The sequence below is a fragment of the Pseudomonadota bacterium genome, from assembly GCA_039815145.1.
GTDB lineage: Bacteria > Pseudomonadota > Gammaproteobacteria > Steroidobacterales > JBCBZW01 > JBCBZW01.
Genome location: JBCBZW010000005.1, coordinates 1 through 16,521, shown reverse-complemented (window position 1 = coordinate 16,521; position 16,521 = coordinate 1). Strand labels below are relative to the sequence as shown.

7 protein-coding genes are annotated in these 16,521 nt (G+C 67.3%); 4 read left to right on the top strand and 3 right to left on the bottom strand.

All coding sequences use genetic code 11. The annotated features are described in order from the left end of the window. Nucleotides 1-88: 88 nt before the first annotated feature. Genes aceE through lpdA form a run of 3 tightly spaced genes read left to right on the top strand, consistent with a single transcriptional unit; the run spans nt 89 to nt 6,135 of the window. Nucleotides 89-2,749 carry a pyruvate dehydrogenase (acetyl-transferring), homodimeric type gene (aceE, locus tag AAF184_02765; protein ID MEO0421229.1) on the top strand — a complete coding sequence of 887 codons (2,661 nt, stop codon included), beginning with the start codon at nt 89-91 and terminating at the stop codon, nt 2,747-2,749. 15 nt (nt 2,750-2,764) lie between these two features. Further along, nucleotides 2,765-4,708, top strand: a complete 1,944-nt coding sequence (aceF, locus tag AAF184_02760) for a dihydrolipoyllysine-residue acetyltransferase (protein MEO0421228.1) — start codon at nt 2,765-2,767, stop codon at nt 4,706-4,708. After that, complete coding sequence (gene lpdA, locus AAF184_02755) at nt 4,705-6,135, top strand: dihydrolipoyl dehydrogenase (protein ID MEO0421227.1); 1,431 nt, start codon at nt 4,705-4,707, stop codon at nt 6,133-6,135. Before aceF ends, lpdA begins: the two co-directional genes overlap by 4 nt. Nucleotides 6,136-6,183: 48 nt before the next feature. On the opposite strand, the gene rtcA is transcribed toward lpdA, so the two are convergent. Then, nucleotides 6,184-7,209, bottom strand: a complete 1,026-nt coding sequence (gene rtcA / locus AAF184_02750; protein MEO0421226.1) for an RNA 3'-terminal phosphate cyclase — start codon at nt 7,207-7,209, stop codon at nt 6,184-6,186. Nucleotides 7,210-7,267: 58 nt separating this feature from the next. Continuing rightward, entirely contained in the window at nt 7,268-8,497 is a 1,230-nt protein-coding gene (locus tag AAF184_02745) for an RtcB family protein (GenBank protein MEO0421225.1), read from the bottom strand. Between the two features lie 301 nt (nt 8,498-8,798). On the opposite strand from AAF184_02745, the gene rtcR reads away from it, so the two are divergent. Continuing rightward, a complete protein-coding gene (gene rtcR, locus AAF184_02740; protein MEO0421224.1) occupies nt 8,799-10,451 on the top strand; it encodes an RNA repair transcriptional activator RtcR in 1,653 nt (550 codons plus the stop codon). On the opposite strand, the gene AAF184_02735 is transcribed toward rtcR, so the two are convergent. Continuing rightward, nucleotides 10,402-16,521, bottom strand: a 6,120-nt coding sequence (locus tag AAF184_02735) for a hypothetical protein (protein ID MEO0421223.1), incomplete at its 5' end; no start/stop codon positions are given. The genes rtcR and AAF184_02735 overlap by 50 nt on opposite strands.

The following is a 16,521-nucleotide window of genomic DNA, read 5'->3' as shown; positions in this document are numbered from 1 at the left end:
GGTCCGCGAGGCGGGCGACGGGCCAACGCTAAACGGAAGCATTGGCCGGATCTCACAGCTTTCAGTATCCGATTATTGCGGGGAGCGTATGTCGGAACACCATACGTCGCAGGACCTCGATCCAGCGGAAACACGGGAGTGGCTGGAGTCCATTGACTCCGTCCTCAAGGTGCACGGTCCGGAGCGGGCGCATTACCTGCTCGATCGGCTCATCGATCACACACGGCGCTCGGGCGGATACCTCCCCTACAGCCCCAACACGGCTTACCTGAATACGATTTCAGTCGGCCAGCAGGACCCCTATCCCGGGGACCTCGCGGTCGAGAAGCGCATCCTCGCCTACATCCGCTGGAACGCGATGGCGACCGTTGTGCAGGCCAACCGGGCCAACAGTGAGCTCGGCGGCCACATCGCCACCTACGCCTCCAGCGCCGTGCTGTACGAGGTGGGCTTCAACCACTTCTGGCGCGCGCCGAGCGAGAGCCACCCGGGCGACATGATCTTCGTCCAGGGGCATTCGGCGCCCGGCATCTACGCTCGCGCGTTCCTCGAGGGGCGCCTGAGCGCAGATCAGCTGCGCCTGTTCCGCCAGGAAGTGGGCGGCGGGGGCTTGAGCTCCTACCCGCACCCCTACCTGATGCCGGACTTCTGGCAGTTCCCGACGGTCTCCATGGGCCTCGGCCCGATGATGGCCATCTACCAGGCGCGCTTCACGCGCTACCTGCAGGACCGCGGCCTGGTGCCGCCGTCGGATCGCAAGATCTGGTGCTTCCTCGGCGACGGCGAGATGGACGAGCCCGAGTCCCTCGGCGCCATCACCCTGCCGGTGCGCGAACGCCTGGATAACCTTGTGTTCGTCATCAACTGCAACCTGCAGCGCCTGGACGGCCCCGTGCGCGGCAACGGCAAGATCATCCAGGAGCTGGAAGCGAGCTTCGGCGGCGCCGGTTGGAACGTCATCAAGGTGCTGTGGGGCTCGCGCTGGGATCCGCTGCTCGCGCGCGACACCGAGGGCCTCCTGCGCCAGCGCATGGAGGAGGCGGTCGACGGCGAGTACCAGGCCTTCAAGGCCAACGGCGGCGACTTCGTGCGCAAGCACTTCTTCGGCAAGTACCCCGAGCTCGAGGCCATGGTGGCCAATATGTCCGATGAGGACATTTGGCGCCTGAATCGCGGCGGCCACGATCAGCTCAAGGTGCACGCGGCTTACGCCGCGGCCTCGCGCATGCAGGGGGCGCCCACGGTGATCCTGGCCAAGACCGTGAAGGGCTTCGGCATGGGCGCGGCCGGTGAGGGGCAGAACACCACCCACCAGCAGAAGAAGCTGGACGAGGAGGCGCTGCGCCACTTCCGCGATCGCTTCGACATCCCCGTGGCCGATGACGAAATCAACAAGCTGCCCTTCTGCCGCCCGCCGGAGGACAGTCGCGAACACCGCTACCTGATGCAGCGGCGCAAGGTGCTGGGCGGTTCTCTGCCCCAGCGCACGATCTCGCTGCCGACGCTCAAGGCGCCGGCCCCTGATCCCTTCGACGCGCAGCTCAAAGGCTCGGGCGATCGCGAGGTCTCCACCACCATGACCCTGGTGCGCATGCTCACCCAGCTGATGCGCGACAAGGAGGTGGGGCAGCGGATTCTGCCGATCGTGCCCGATGAGGCGCGCACCTTCGGCATGGAGGGCATGTTCCGCCAGTTCGGGATCTACTCGAGCGTCGGTCAGCTGTACCGTCCGCAGGACGCGGATCAGCTCATGTACTACCGCGAGGACAAGAAGGGACAGATCCTGGAGGAGGGCATCAACGAGGGTGGCTCGGTCTGCTCGTGGATCGCGGCGGCCACGGCCTACGCCAACCACGGCATCCAGATGATCCCCTTCTACCTCTTCTACTCGATGTTCGGCTTCCAGCGTGTCGGCGACTTCATCTGGGCCGCGGGCGACATGCAGTCCCGGGGCTTCCTCGTCGGCTGCACGGCGGGCCGCACGACGCTTGCGGGCGAGGGTCTGCAGCACCAGGACGGCCACAGCCACCTGCTCTCCGCCACCGTGCCGAATTGCGTCTCCTACGATCCCACCTACAGCTACGAGCTGGCGGTGATCGTGAAGGACGGCTTGCGCCGGATGATCACGGAGGACGAGAACGTTTTCTATTACCTCACCTGCATGAACGAGAACTACCAGCACCCGGCCATGCCGGCGGGCGCCGAGGAGGACATCGTCAAGGGCATGTACCTCTTGCAGGAAGGCCAGCAGGGAGAACTGCGTGTGCAGTTGCTCGGCTGCGGTACGATCCTGCGCGAGGTGATCGCGGCCGCTGAGCTACTGGGTGAGTTCGGGGTCGCCGCAGACGTGTGGTCCGTGCCGAGCTTTACGGAGCTGCGCCGCGAGGGGCTGGCCGTTGCGCGCAACAACCGTATGCGTCCCGAGACCACACCGCAGCGCGGCCACGTGGAAGCATGCTTCGCCGAGCGCAGTGGCCCCTTCATCGCCGCCACGGACTACATGGCGTCCTTCGCCGATCAGATCCGTGAGTGGGTGCCGGGGCGCTACGTGTGCCTGGGCACGGATGGCTTCGGTCGCAGCGACGGTCGCGCCAAGTTGCGCGATTTCTTCGAGGTGGATCGTCGCTACATCGCCCTCGCCGCCTTGAAGGCCCTCGCCGACGAGGGGCGCATGCAGCGCTGGCTCGTCTCGCGGGCTATCGAGCGCTTCGAGATCGATCCCAACCGGCCAGCGCCGTGGCTGTCCTGACGCGAGGGGGCTGACGTGACAACTGAGGATCGTGAAGTCCGCGTGCCGGACATCGGAGACTTCAACGACGTCGACGTGATCGACGTGCTGGTGAACCCTGGCGACACGGTGGATGCGGAGCAACCGCTGGTTACGCTCGAGACCGACAAGGCCGCCATGGACGTCCCCGCGCCGCGCGCCGGCGTGGTGGCTGAGGTGCACGTGAAGACCGGCGACAAGGTCTCCGAAGGGAGCCTGGTGGTGACCTTCGCCGAGGGTGCCTCCGCCGCCCCTGCGGCCTCGACCTCGCCGCCCGCGGCCGCCGCGCCATCGAGCGCGCCCGCTCCGGCCCCAGCTCAGGCTGTCGAGGCGTCAGGCGGCGGCGAAGCGGTGCACGTGCCGGATATCGGCGACTTCAACCAGGTCGACGTCATCGACGTGCTGGTGAGTGCCGGCGACAAGGTCGATGCCGAGCAACCCCTGCTGACGCTTGAGACGGACAAGGCCGCCATGGACGTGCCGGCCCCACGCGCCGGCGTCGTCGCCGAGGTGCACGTAAAGACCGGCGACAAGGTCTCCGAGGGCGATATCGTCATCACCTACGCGGACGGTGCCGCCGCGGCGGCGCCCCGCGAAGGAAGCCTGCCTGCGGCCACCGCCGCCGCCGCCGCCGCCCCGGCCCCGAGTAGCGAGCCCGTGGTCGTGCCCGGCGTCGAGGTGCGCGTCCCGGACATGGGTGATTTCAACGATGTGGAGGTCATCGAGGTCCTGGTGAAGCCCGGCGACGAGGTGGAAGCCGAGGCGTCCCTGATCACCTTGGAGACGGACAAAGCCGCCATGGACGTGCCGGCGCCGTCCGCCGGACGCGTCGCCGCCCTGCACGTGGGCGTGGGCGACCGAGTGTCCGAAGGCGATCTGATCATCCACCTCGATGCGGTGGGATCGGCAAGCTCAGCGCCCGCGGCGGCGCCTGCTGCGCCCGCGGCGGCCCCGGCTGCGGCCCCGCCGAAGCCAGCTGCGCCGGCACCTGCGCGCGCCGCTTCTTTGCCGCCTGTGGACGAGGGCACGTTCGCCCGGGCCCACGCCGGCCCCTCCGTGCGTCGCTTCGCTCGCGAGCTCGGCGTGGATCTGGGTCGCGTCAAAGGCAGCGGACTAAAAGGGCGTATCACGGCCGATGACGTCAAGGGATTCGTCAAGTCCATCGTGACCGGCGCTGCCCCCGCGGCAGCAGGGCAGGCTCTGGCGAAGGTGCCCAAGGTCGACTTCGCCAAGTTTGGCGAGATCGAGCGCCAGCCGCTCACGCGGATTCAGAAGATCTCCGGCCCGCGCTTGCACGCGAGCTGGATCAACTTGCCCCACGTCACGCAGTTCGACGAAGCGGACATCACGGACATGGAGGCAACGCGCAAGCGCCTGAAGCCCGTGGCCGCGGAGCGTGAGGCCAAGCTCACCCCGTTGGCCTTCCTGGTGCGCGCGTGCGCCCTCGCCCTCGATGAGTTCCCGGTGTTCAAGGCGTCCCTCGACGGTGATGCCCTGGTCATGAAGGGTTACACGCACATCGGCTTTGCCGCGGACACGCCGAACGGCCTCGTCGTGCCCGTGATCAAGGACGCTGACAAGCGCGATCTGTTCGACATTGCGCGCGAGCTCGGCTCGCTCGCCGGTCTCGCCCGCGAGGGCAAGCTGAAGGGCGATCAGATGCAAGGTGGCGTCTTCACGATCTCGAGCCTGGGCGGTATCGGCGGCACGGCCTTCACGCCGATCATCAATGCGCCTGAGGTCGCCATCCTCGGCGTCTCACGCTCGGCCATGGCGCCCGTGTGGGATGGCGAGGCCTTCCAGCCTCGCCTGATGCTTCCGTTCTCCCTGTCCTATGACCACCGGGTGATCGACGGCGCGGCTGCCGTACGCTTTACGGTGCGCTTAGGTGAAATCCTGAAGGAAGTGCAGGGCCTGCTGCCGGAGGACCTACGCGGATGAGCGAGCCGACCACGGTGCAAGCAGATCTCGTCGTGCTCGGCTCCGGGCCGGGCGGCTACACCGCGGCCTTCCGCGCCGCGGACCTCGGCCAGGACGTCGTGCTCATCGAGCGCGATCCCTATCTCGGCGGGGTGTGCCTCAACGTGGGCTGTATTCCCTCGAAGGCCTTGCTGCATGCAGCCAAGGTGATCGAGGAGGCCCATTCCATGGCGGAGTTCGGCGTGCGCTTCGCCGACCCCGAGATCGACACGGATCGCCTGCGCAGTTGGAAGAACGGTATCGTGCGTCGCCTCACGGGCGGCCTCGACCAGATGGCCAACAAGCGCGGTGTGCGCGTGGTGCACGGCTACGGGCGCTTCGCCTCACCCAACGCCCTGGAGGTGGAAGGCGAGGGCGGTACCACCCGCGTCGAGTTCAAGCAGTGCATCATCGCCGCCGGTAGCGAACCTGTGCGTTTGCCCTTCATCGATCACGACGATCCGCGCGTGATGGATTCCACCGACGCCCTCGAGCTCGACGAGCTGCCCGAGCGCATGCTCGTCATCGGCGGCGGCATCATCGGCATGGAGCTTGCGAGCGTCTACGACGCCCTCGGCGTCAAGGTGAGCATCGTCGAGCTTACCGATGGCCTCATGCCGGGCGCCGATCCCGACCTGGTCCGCCCGCTGGCCAAGCTCATGGGCAGCCGCTACGAGGCGATCATGCTCGGCACCAAGGTGGTGGCCGTGGAGGGCACGGACGCGGGCCTTGAGGTGACCTTCGACGGCGAGGGTGCGCCCGAGCCGCAGGTGTACGGCCGGGTGTTGGTCGCCGTGGGCCGCAAGCCCAACGGGGCGCTGATCAACGCGGAGGCGGCCGGGGTGGCCGTGGACGAGCGCGGCTTCATCAGCGTCGATCGTCAGATGCGCACCAACGTGTCCCATATCTTCGCCATCGGCGACATCGTCGGTCAGCCGATGCTGGCGCACAAGGCGACCCACGAGGCGAAGGTGGCGGCCGAGGTGGCCGCAGGTGAGAAGTCCTTCTTCGACGCACGGGTGATCCCCTCCGTCGCCTACACAGATCCTGAGGTGGCTTGGGTCGGCAAGACCGAGCAGCAGCTGAAGGACGAGGGCGTGGACTACGGCAAGGGCAACTTCCCGTGGGCCGCGAGCGGCCGATCGCTCGCCATCAACCGCAGCGAGGGATTCACCAAGCTGCTGTTCGACAAGGCGAGCGGGCGCTTGCTGGGGGCCGGGATCGTCGGCCCGAACGCGGGCGATCTCATCGCCGAAGCGGGCCTTGCGATCGAGCTCGGTTGTGATGCGGCGGACATCGGCCTCACCATCCATCCCCATCCCACGCTGTCGGAGACGGTGGCGATGGCGGCGGAGGTGTTCGAGGGCACGATCACCGACCTCTACCTGCCGAAGCGCAAGGCGCGCTGAGCCGAGCGGACCTCTACGCGCACCGCAGCGCGGCCGAGCGTCCTCTGCTCAGCCGCGCTTCACCGTACATACGCACGACTCACCGGCGTCCTCGAAGCCGATAGCGCCACCCAGGAATCGCTCGATCACCTGGGCGTTGGTTAGCGCATGGCGGCTCGGGCGCAGGGTCGAAAAGCAACCGCCCTGGGCGAGGGCCATCGGCAGCAGCAGCTGGTCCGCGAGGTAGTGGTCGACGGCGGCGGCGCTGCGTGTGAACGCTCGTACGCGTTTGGTGAGGCGATTCGCCACCTGCTCCGCTGACACACTGCGCTCGCCGAAGGATGCGAACATCACCGTTAGGTCCTGGTATTCCAGGCGTGCGTACAGCAGGTTGCCAGGGCCATCGGAGTCGGCCCGTTGCAGCTGCCGTGCCTGTGTGGGGACATCCAGGGCTTTGCCTGCGACATTGAGTTCGCGCTCGCCGATCGACGAGGCGAGATTGGCCACCAGGCAGTCCAGGTAGCGACCCAGCTCCTCACCCCGCGTCTCGCGCACGAATTCCCGTGTGCCGACATCGGTCCGGCCGCCTACGCGCACCTCGACCGAACCGCCGCCAGCCGGGTAGAACCCATGGCGCAGGAGCGATGCATCGAGCGAGTAGCCGAGCGAACGCAACGCCGGCAGGTAGGATCGGTCGAGGAATTCGAAGGGCGGTGCCGCCGGGTTGTGCGTGCCTCCGCTCACCCGCACTGTGGATGGGGCGGTGCTGTGCAGGAGCACAGGTAGTACGGTTTGCAGCACCAGGCCGGTGCTGCCTGCCGTCCCGACACTGAAGGCGTAGTCGCCGGCGCGGATCGCGCCCGGCTGGAAGCGGATGCGCTGACTGCCCACCTCGGCGCCATCCACCTGGGCATCTGTGATGTCGCACAGGGCGAGCAGCGCTGTCAGGTGCTGGCGCATCAAGCCGGGGCGGCGCCGACCGGCGCGAATGTTGTCCACCTGCACCGCCTGGCCGGTGATCGCCGCGAGCGACAGGGCCGTGCGTAGCACCTGTCCGCCGCCCTCACCCATGGCGCCGTCGATCGTGATCGTCATGTCGACTTCCTTGAGTTTTGGCGGCGCCCGCGCTCGCGGACGCCGCCCATCGTTTTCCCTAACCCTTCACGCACACCACCTGGCGCAGCGTGTGGACGATCTCCACCAGGTCGCGCTGGGCGTCCATGACGGCGTCGATCGGCTTGTAGGCGGCCGGGGTCTCGTCCAGTACGCCGGCATCGCGACGACACTCGACGTGAGCGACCGCTCGCTGGTGCTCTTCCATGCTCACCAGCTTCTTCGCCGCCGTACGCGACATCACCCGACCCGCGCCATGGCTGCAGGAGCAGAAGCTCTCGGCGTTGCCAAGACCACGCACGATGAAGGACTTCGCCCCCATCGAGCCCGGGATGATCCCGAGAACACCCTCAGCGGCACGTACCGCCCCCTTGCGGGTGACCAGGATGTTCTCACCGAAGTGGTGCTCCCGGGCCACGTAGTTGTGGTGGCAGTTGACCGCCTCGGCGTGCGCCTGGAAGTCGATGCCGAGGGCCTTGCGAGCCGCGTCCAGGGTTCGGGTCATCATCGCCGTTCGGTTGGTAGCCGCAAAGCGCTGCGCCCACTCGACGGCCTCCACGTAATCGTCGAAGTGCTCCGTGCCCTCCGGGAAGTACGCGAGGTCCTGATCCGGCAGGTTCACCAGCCAGCGGCGCATGTCCTGCTTGGCGAGTTCGATGAAGTAGGTACCGATGCGGTTGCCCACCCCACGCGAACCCGAGTGCAGCATGAACCACACGCGGTCATCCTCATCCAGGCACACCTCGATGAAGTGGTTGCCCGTGCCGAGCGTGCCGAGGTGCTTGCGGTTGTTCGACTTGGCGATCTTCGGGTGCTTACCCGTGATCGTGTCGAACTCGTCCGCGAGCGTTGCCCACAGGCCATCGACGCCCTTCGGCGGGGTCTCCCAGGAGCCCTTGTCGCGACGGCCGCGGCCCGCGGTACGCCCGTGGGGGACGGCCGCTTCGATCGCCGTGCGCAGCTCGCGCAGGGAGTCCGGCAGGTCCTCAGCGAACATGCTGGTGCTCACAGCCATCATGCCGCAGCCGATGTCCACGCCAACGGCAGCGGGAATGATGGCGCCCTTGGTCGGGATGACCGAGCCGACGGTCGAGCCTCGCCCGAGGTGCACGTCCGGCATGACCGCCAGGTGGCGGAAGATGAAGGGCATACGCGCCGTGTTGGCGAGCTGCTCGCGTGCAGCGTCCTCCACGGGTACGCCTCGGGTCCACATCTTCACCGGGGCTGAGTCAGCGTTGACCATGACTTCAATGTGTCGTGTCTCGTCCATCATTTTCTCTCTCCTCTCGCTCGCTCCGGCGCCATCCTCGTCGTTTGGCTGGGCGCCTGCGGTCTTGCTTCCGGCGCCCCGGATGGGCCCATTCCCACCCGGGGACTTTTTCCTGACCGGTGATGAGGCTCGCGCCTCGGGAGAGGTGTTGCGAATCCTGGGCCAACTCTGATGGCGAGAGGAGAGCTGACCCTTAACTTACTGTTCTCGAATGATTTTCGAACTCTAGTGCAGTGAAGGTCAAATTGCAGCTTGGGCTTCTATTTGTATTCTCTGAGCGAAAATTTAGAATTCTCGCTATATGCAAACCACCGTCATTAGCTTGCTCGGCACCCAGCTCGATATCGGACGCAAGGCCGATCGCTGGAATCGCTGGCGTCCCAACGTAGGCCTCTGCCAGCAGGAGGACCTGCTGGTCGATCGCCTGGAGCTCCTTCACGGCGTTCGCTACACGGCGCTCGCCGAGCAACTTCGCGACGATATCGCCGCCGTGTCGCCGGAAACCGAGGTGCGCCTGCAGGTGCTGGAGTTTCAGGATCCCTGGGACTTCGAAGAGGTGTACGGCAAGCTCCTGGACTTCACCCGCCAGTACCCCTTCGACACGGACGCCGAGCGCTACCTGGCGCACCTCACCACCGGTACGCACGTGGCGCAGATCTGTTGGTTCCTCCTTACGGAAGCCCGCTACCTACCGGGGAAGTTGATTCAGACATCGCCCCCACCGCGCCGGGACGGAGAGGTCTCGGGTGCGTACCACATCATCGACCTCGACCTATCCCGCTACGACCAGATCGCAAGCCGCTTCGCCGAGGAACGGCAGGAGGGCACGAGCTTTCTGAAGTCAGGCATCGTCACCCGCAACGCGGCCTTCAACGCCATGATCGAGCAGATCGAGCAGGTGGTGATCCGCTCCACCGCCCCGGTGCTGCTGTTGGGGCCGACGGGCGCAGGCAAGTCGCAGCTGGCGCGACGAATCTACGAGCTCAAGCACCAACGCCACCTGATCGCCGGGCCCTTCGTCGAGGTCAATTGCGCCACCTTGCGTGGCGACAACGCGATGTCGGCTCTGTTCGGTCATCGCAAGGGAGCGTTTACGGGCGCGGTCGCCGAACGCGCCGGGTTGCTGCGCGCCGCGGACGGCGGGCTCCTGTTCCTCGATGAGATCGGGGAACTCGGCCTCGATGAGCAGGCGATGATCCTGCGCGCCGTCGAGGATCGCCGCTTCTTCCCCGTCGGCGCGGACCGCGAGGTGAGCAGCGACTTCCAGCTCATCGCCGGCACCAACCGCGACCTGCGCAAAGCGGCTCGCGAGGGCAGCTTCCGCGAGGATCTCCTGGCGCGCCTGGATCTATGGACCTTCGAGCTGCCCGGATTGCGAGAGCGCCGGGAGGACATCGAGGCCAACGTGGAGTACGAACTGCGCCGCGTCTCCTCGCTCACCGGCACCAAGGCGGCCTTCAACAAGGAGGCCCTGGCGCGCTACCTGCGCTTCGCCACCAGTGAGCAAGCCCATTGGGTGGGCAACTTCCGCGACCTCGGCGCATCGATCACCCGCATGGCGACGCTGGCGGGGGATCGCCGTATCAATGAGGACCTCGTCGCCCAGGAGTTGGACCGTCTGCGGCGCGCCTGGCGAGGCGTCGAGCCCGAGGGACCACAGGTGGATCAGGCGTTGTTGGAAGACTTGCTCTCGCCCCAAACCGTGCGCGAGCTCGATCTGTTCGATCGCCTTCAGCTCAGCGGCGTGATCGACGTCTGCCGGCGCAGCGAGACCCTGAGTGCCGCCGGTCGCACGCTCTTCGGCGCCTCGCGCCAGGCGCGGCGCACGACTAACGATGCCGATCGCCTGCGCAAGTACCTGCAGCGCTTTGGGCTCAGCTGGCGCGAGATCAAGGCCCTGGCTGCTAGTCGAGGCCCTGGCCGAAGATCGCGTCTAGCGCGGCATCGGCCCTGAAGGCACGGAACACGTCCGTCTCCCCCACCACCACGCCCAAGGTGCCGTCGCGCCATGCCAGGCGCAGGGTGAGCGCCGTGTTCGCAAGCTCGATCTTTGGCAGGGACACCGACCCCTCGCTCAAGGCGGGCACCTCGACCAGGGGATCGCCGGCCGCGCCGCTCGGGGGCTCGCTGGACAGGGTGGGCACCGGTAGGGTCAGCGCCGGGAGATCGATGCTCGATTCCGCTTCGTAGAAGGGGATGGGCAGGAAGCCGCTGTCGATGGGTTCCGCATCCTCGTCGGGCGGGAACGGGGTGACGAAGGTGGCGCTGAGGCCGTCGTCGCCGTCCACGTCCACCGTGAGCGAGTCGTGCACGTAGATCGGGGTGCCGTTGCTGTCATCGAGGACCGGGATGGGCAGGGTGTAGTCGCCGAGATCGAACAACGTCAGTCCGTTCAGGGAGAACAACTCCGCAAGCTCCACTAGCCCCTCGCCGCCCGCGTGAGAGCCCTCGGCGGAGAACTGTTGGGTGGCGAGGGCCATGGCCTGCTTTGCACTCTGACCCGGCAGGCGCGCGGCGAGTTGCCAGTCGAGATCGACGCGCCAGGCGACCAGCTGCCCGGCCGTGTTGAGCGTCAGGCTGCCGCTGACCCTGACCCGCAGCTGGAGACCGAGGATCTCGATGCCGGCCGGCAGATGCGTGGGCGTGAGTTGCAGACCGAAGTCGGCCCGACCGCTCACCTGCACCCCCTCGTGGCTCAGCGCCAGGCCTCCACCGATCCAGTTCCGTCCCAGCCAGTGCACGCGCCCGCTGGCGGCGAGCAACCATTCGTAGGCCTTGGCTTCGATACGGCACGCACCGTCGAAGGTGATCCCGTGGACGCGGAAACCGCCTTCGCCGGTGAGGGTGAGGGCCGCATGCTCGTCTGCGGGGAGGCTCACCTGACCGGCGAGGGCCAGGCGCATGCGACTGAAGACCAACCCGCCGAAGTCCCAGCGCCGCAGGGCACCGCTCTCGCCTAGCGCAGCGCGTAGGTCGATCGACCGCTCGGTCGCTGTGATCTCACTGGCCACCAGGGTGCGACCGAGGAGCAGCAGTTCGCCCTCGCCGCGCAGGAGCAGTTGTGGGCCGGGGCCGAGCCTGCCCACAGCCTCGGCGCGCAGGCCGAACAAGGGGGTGCCATCGGCTTGGGGCAGGGCGTCCATGGCGAGCGTGCCCTCGATGAGGGCCTGTGCGTGACTGATCTGCGCGCGGCCGTCCATTTGTACCTGGCCATCGAACAGGTGCAGGGCGCCGGGGCCGGTGAGTTCGAACTCGCGATCGGATGCCATGCGCAAGGTCACCGCTTCGTCCTTACGGCCCAGGGTGAGCCGGGCGAGGGCACCGGCGCCGTCCTCGCGGGGCAGTACCTGCCAGTCCGCAACGCCCTGCGCCGTGAGCACGACGTGCGAGTCCGCGCCCGCACTGCGACCTGCCAGGGTGATCCTGCCGCGCAGATCCAGGGGCAGGGGCACGGTAAGCCCGGCGACCTCGAGTGCGAGCAGTTCCAGGGCGAGGGAACTCGTTAGGTGGAAATGGCCATCGCTGGCGAACCAGCCGACCATCTCCGCCTGATGGCTGGCGAACACGCGCACCCGCGCCGCCACCATCACGGCCACCTCGGGCGCATCGGTGAGCGCTGCCAGCAGGTCGTCCGCCGAATAGGCGGCAAGGACTTGCGGCAGGCCGCCGTCAGCGGGCGTCAGCGTTCGCCGCAAGGTCGCCAGCGCCTGTGCGTCGAGGTCACTCTCGCGGGCGAGGGGGAAGTCGACGTGCTCGCCCTCGTAGAGCGCGAAGCGATCGAAGCGTGCCCCCGTGTTCCACCAGCTGTCGAGGCCTGCGAAACCGTAGGTGAGGGGCTCATCGCCGTCATCGACCTCGCACCACAGGGCGTCATCCACCCACACGCGGATCTGGGTGATGGCGCGCTGTCCCGCTTCGCGGGCGTCGACGAGGTCTTCGATCGCGATGGCTGCGGGCGGCTGGCGGCTGGTGCGGCGGGGGTCATCGCTCAGACGTCTTTCGAGTCCCGCGCTCTCCCCGCCGCGGCTCACGGCCTCGACGCGGATCTCGTAGGGGCGCTCCTGCACGAAGGAGGAGGTGCTCTGGTGGAGGATCGTGATGTCACCGTCCACCACCTTGTCGAGGCGCCACTCGCGTTGCTCTTCGGTCATGCGGAAGCGGTAGAAGGTGCGTTCACCCTGGAAGTGGAACACGACGCCGAGGCCGTCGTTGTCCGTGGAGGAGGCGCTCACCTCCAGGCGCACGTCGGCCACCGCGTCGGCCTCGTACACGATCATGCTGCCGTAGCGTGCGTAGGAGTTGTCGCCCACGTTGTTCGACTGCACGAGCTGTCCGCCGCGCACGCGCCAGCTACCCGTGCCGCGCTTGAGCCCATGGTTGTAGCGCTTCCAATCGGGCAGGGCGGTCTCGTCGAAGTCCGTACGGTGCACCACTCGCCAAGAGCGCTCGCCCGGGGGCTCGGGTGCGTCGATCGCGTTGGTGAGTTCGCCAGGGAGCGCCAAGAAGAACCACGCGCTCGCCTCGAAGCTCAGGAACCGCCCCTCCGCGTGTACGGTGCGCACGGACGCGGGCAAGTGCGCCAGGAGCTCCACGGGGTCGATCTCGAGGGGCGTGGCAGCGAGCGACTCGGCCCAGTCCACCACGCTGTCACCGGCGTCGACGATACGCGCCTGTAGCTGCTCCACCAGTGAACGCAATTGCTGACCGAGAGCGATCACCGTGGTCACGTCGATCCGTGCCTGCAGGTCCTGGCCGATGATCGCCTCCGCGCCCGGGAAGAAGTTCAGCACCGCCGGCGGCACGGCGATGCGCCCGTGCAGCAGCTCCGCGTACATGAGCGAGGCGATGTGGCCCTCGGGATCGATGGGCACGGTCGGGTCCGAGAGGAAGCCTAAGAGTTCAAAGAACAGCAGCGGGCTCGGGTTGGGGAAGGGACGGACCACGTCGTAGGACAGCTCGAAGCCGGCCACGCGCACGCTCAGGCAGTGGCGGTCCATAAACGGTGTGGCGTCGGCGAGGAAGGGAATCACCAGCTTGCCGAGCACCGGCGTGATCACCTGGTAATCGTCGCTTACGTGGCGCAGGCCGAGTTCCTCGTCACCGAGTTCGAGGTCGAACGCTGCGCGCTGGTTCGGCGCCGGCAGGGGACCGAAGAAGGGCGACATGGCGTAGCGCTTGAAGCCCGCGCGCAGCACGCCCGGCACGTTCACCTGCAGGCCGTCCCAGACCGGCCGGCAACGTCCGTCCTGGAGCGGTGCGGGCAGGGGGCGATCGCTGCGCAGGTCGATGTCGAAGGCGACCAGGGGCAGGAGGAAGTCGACTTCGCCGAGCACGATGGGGATCAGGTCGAGCTTGAACTTGAGCTTGCTGTCCTCGGGCAGGCGGATGCCCGCCCCGTGGGTGGCCGACGTGTCGGCATCGTCGATCAGTTGCTTGGAGAGTTCCAGCTCACCGGCGACGTCGATCTTGAGGCTGTTCTTGCTGTAGCCGTAGCCGATCAGGAAGCGGTCGAGGATGATCGCCGAGCCCGGGTAGCGGCCGAAATCCGGCAGGGGGATCGGCGCCAGTCCGCCCTCCACGGAGAAGAAGATCGCGTCGGCCGAGAGCCCCAGGGTGAAGACGAGGTCGCCGAGGGGCGCGAGGGGATCATCGGGCGCGAAGCCGGTTATCGCCGCGCCGCCGGCCACGCGAATGTCGGCCGGATCGTTGAAGGGCAGCAGGAACTCGACGTCGCGGATCTCGAAGACCAGGTTCGTGTCGGCGTGGAGGGAGCCGAACACGGCGTCCACGGCATCCTGATACCGCTCGACGAAGCCCTGGTAGGTCTGTTGACTGCCCTCGACGCCCACCGCGCCGAGCATCTGATGCACGGCCAGCACGGCCTGGTAGAGGAACTTACGCCCCAGCGCGTCCACCAGCGCCTTCTGGATGGCGGGGAGGGCGCGGAACTCCAGTTCGAAGCGCTCCCACTCCTCGCTCAGTGGCGTGTCATCGAGAATCGCCAACACGTCCGCGAGCTGCCCCTCGCGCTCGGTGATCAGCGCGTCGAGATCGGGTTCGATGTCGCCTACCCAACGGCCTTGATAGTCCCATTGCCCGCTGCCGTCGCGCAGCTGATCCAGATCTTCGCGCGAGAGCGGTAGCTTGGGGATGGCGATGGGGATACGCAGCAGGTCCAGGCCGAAGCTCAGGTGTTCGTCGGTCAGCTCGAACTCGAGGTCGACGTTCTGGCCGGCGAAGGCGAGCCCCGTGGTGATGCCGAAGGCGAAGGGGAAGTTCCCGTCGTCGCCCTGCGCGGCGTCCGCACTGCCAATGCTCAAGCGGATCTGCTCGAGGGCGATGGCGACGTCGATATCGAGGTCGATCTCGTTCTCCCCGCCCGCCTCGCCGAGGAGCTTATTGGTTCCCGAGAGGTTGGCGAGCATGTCGAAGAGGTCCACCTCGAGGCTCGCGTCGTCAAAGGTGCACTGGGCCTCGAACCAGGCGTTGTCCTCACTGATGCCAAGGGTCAGGCTGGCGCTCCCCGTGAGATCCACCTCGCGGGCGATGGCGAGTAGGCGATCGAGTTGCACGGCCATGGGCGGCGGCACGGCCGCGGTGGCGGCGGCCGGCAGTATCGGTTGCAGGAGGAAGCTACCCTCGAGGCGGATGACGCCGGTGACCGACTCGCCGTCGGCATCCAGCTCGATCGCCACCTCCTCCAGGGCGAGCTGCACCGGGGGTTCATCGAAGGTCATGCCGGGCAATTGCAGGCCGACGGTCACGAGGTCCGTCACCGTGGCCGAGAGCGAGCCGGTGGTGGCGCCGTGCTCGTCGCTGCTGTCCAGGGCGGCGCTGAAGCGCAGCTGCACGAGGCCCGTGGCGTCGCCCGTGCTCAGGTCGACCACCTCGCCCAAGCCCACGGCTTGCAGCGCGGGGGCGGCGGCGAGATCCGGCAGGAGGAGGGTGAGCTCTATGCCAAGCTCGCCCTCGAAGTCATCGTCCACCACCTCCAGGGCGATATCGATGGCCGCCTCCGGCACGGCAGGGCGAAGGCCGGCGGGCACGAAGGGCCAGAGAGCATCGACGTCGTCCAAGGCGGCGCGTATCGACAGCTTGAGCTGATCCTCGATCCAATACGCGCGAAGGGCGACCTCGCCATCATCCGGCGGCAGGGGCAGCAGCGGTGGCGCGTCGGCCAGGGCGATGCGCTCGCTCACCTTCGCCCAGGACAGATCGGCGATGAGCTCGAACAGGAGCAGCGCTGACTCGCCATCCTCACCCTCGCCGAGCACGAGGATCAGCTGGGCCGAGTCGAGGTCGCCGTAGCCCTCGAGTTCGAGATCCGTGAGGTCGATGCGCAGGGAGTCGAGGCCCGACTCGTGGTCGTAGGCGATGCTGATGGCTTCGCTCGAGAAGCTCAGGCCGGGCAGGTCGAGGTCGATGGCTGCGCTGCCCACGAGGCTGAAGTCGCCTTCCGAATCGAACTCACCGGCGAGGCTGAGGTTGCTGAAGGCGAGGTGGAAGTCGTCACGGCCGAGGGGAACGACGACGGGGTCGTCGCTCGCCTGGGCGAGGTTCAGGTGAAAGTCGTACTGATCTCCTTCGCCCACTCGGAAGCCGAGCTCGATGCGAAAGATCTGCTGCAGCGGGACCGCGGCGAGGTAGGCGTTCACCGCCGTGCCGATCGGCACGTTGCGCTCGATCACCACCTCGGCCGTATCGATGGCACAGGCCCAGCCGAACAGCTCGCCGTACAAATCCGTTTGGTCGAGGTCGAAGGCGTGGCCGTCATGGGTGACCGGCCAGCTCAGGGTGGCGGTGGTGGACACGCCCTTGTTGCCGATGGCGACGTCGTCGAGATCGAGGTACAGGCCCGGCAGTTCGCGCCCGTTCAACGCGAGCGGGATGTCCCAATGCACCTGCGCGCTCTCGGCGTGGATGCCGCGGAAGCCATCGTCGAAGCCGAGGTCGATGATGGCGTCATCCACCTCCTCGGCGCTGGTGATGAGGCGACAGGTGTCGAGGGCGAAGGCGAGGCCCGT

What these genes read in the sequence shown, in the direction of transcription:
- aceE (MEO0421229.1), top strand. Translation starts at nt 89, where the DNA reads ATGTCGGAACACCATACGTCGCAGGACCTCGATCCAGCGGAAACACGG.
- lpdA (MEO0421227.1), top strand. Translation starts at nt 4,705, where the DNA reads ATGAGCGAGCCGACCACGGTGCAAGCAGATCTCGTCGTGCTCGGCTCC.
- rtcA (MEO0421226.1), bottom strand. Translation starts at nt 7,209, where the DNA reads ATGACGATCACGATCGACGGCGCCATGGGTGAGGGCGGCGGACAGGTG.
- AAF184_02745 (MEO0421225.1), bottom strand. Translation starts at nt 8,497, where the DNA reads ATGGACGAGACACGACACATTGAAGTCATGGTCAACGCTGACTCAGCC.
- rtcR (MEO0421224.1), top strand. Translation starts at nt 8,799, where the DNA reads ATGCAAACCACCGTCATTAGCTTGCTCGGCACCCAGCTCGATATCGGA.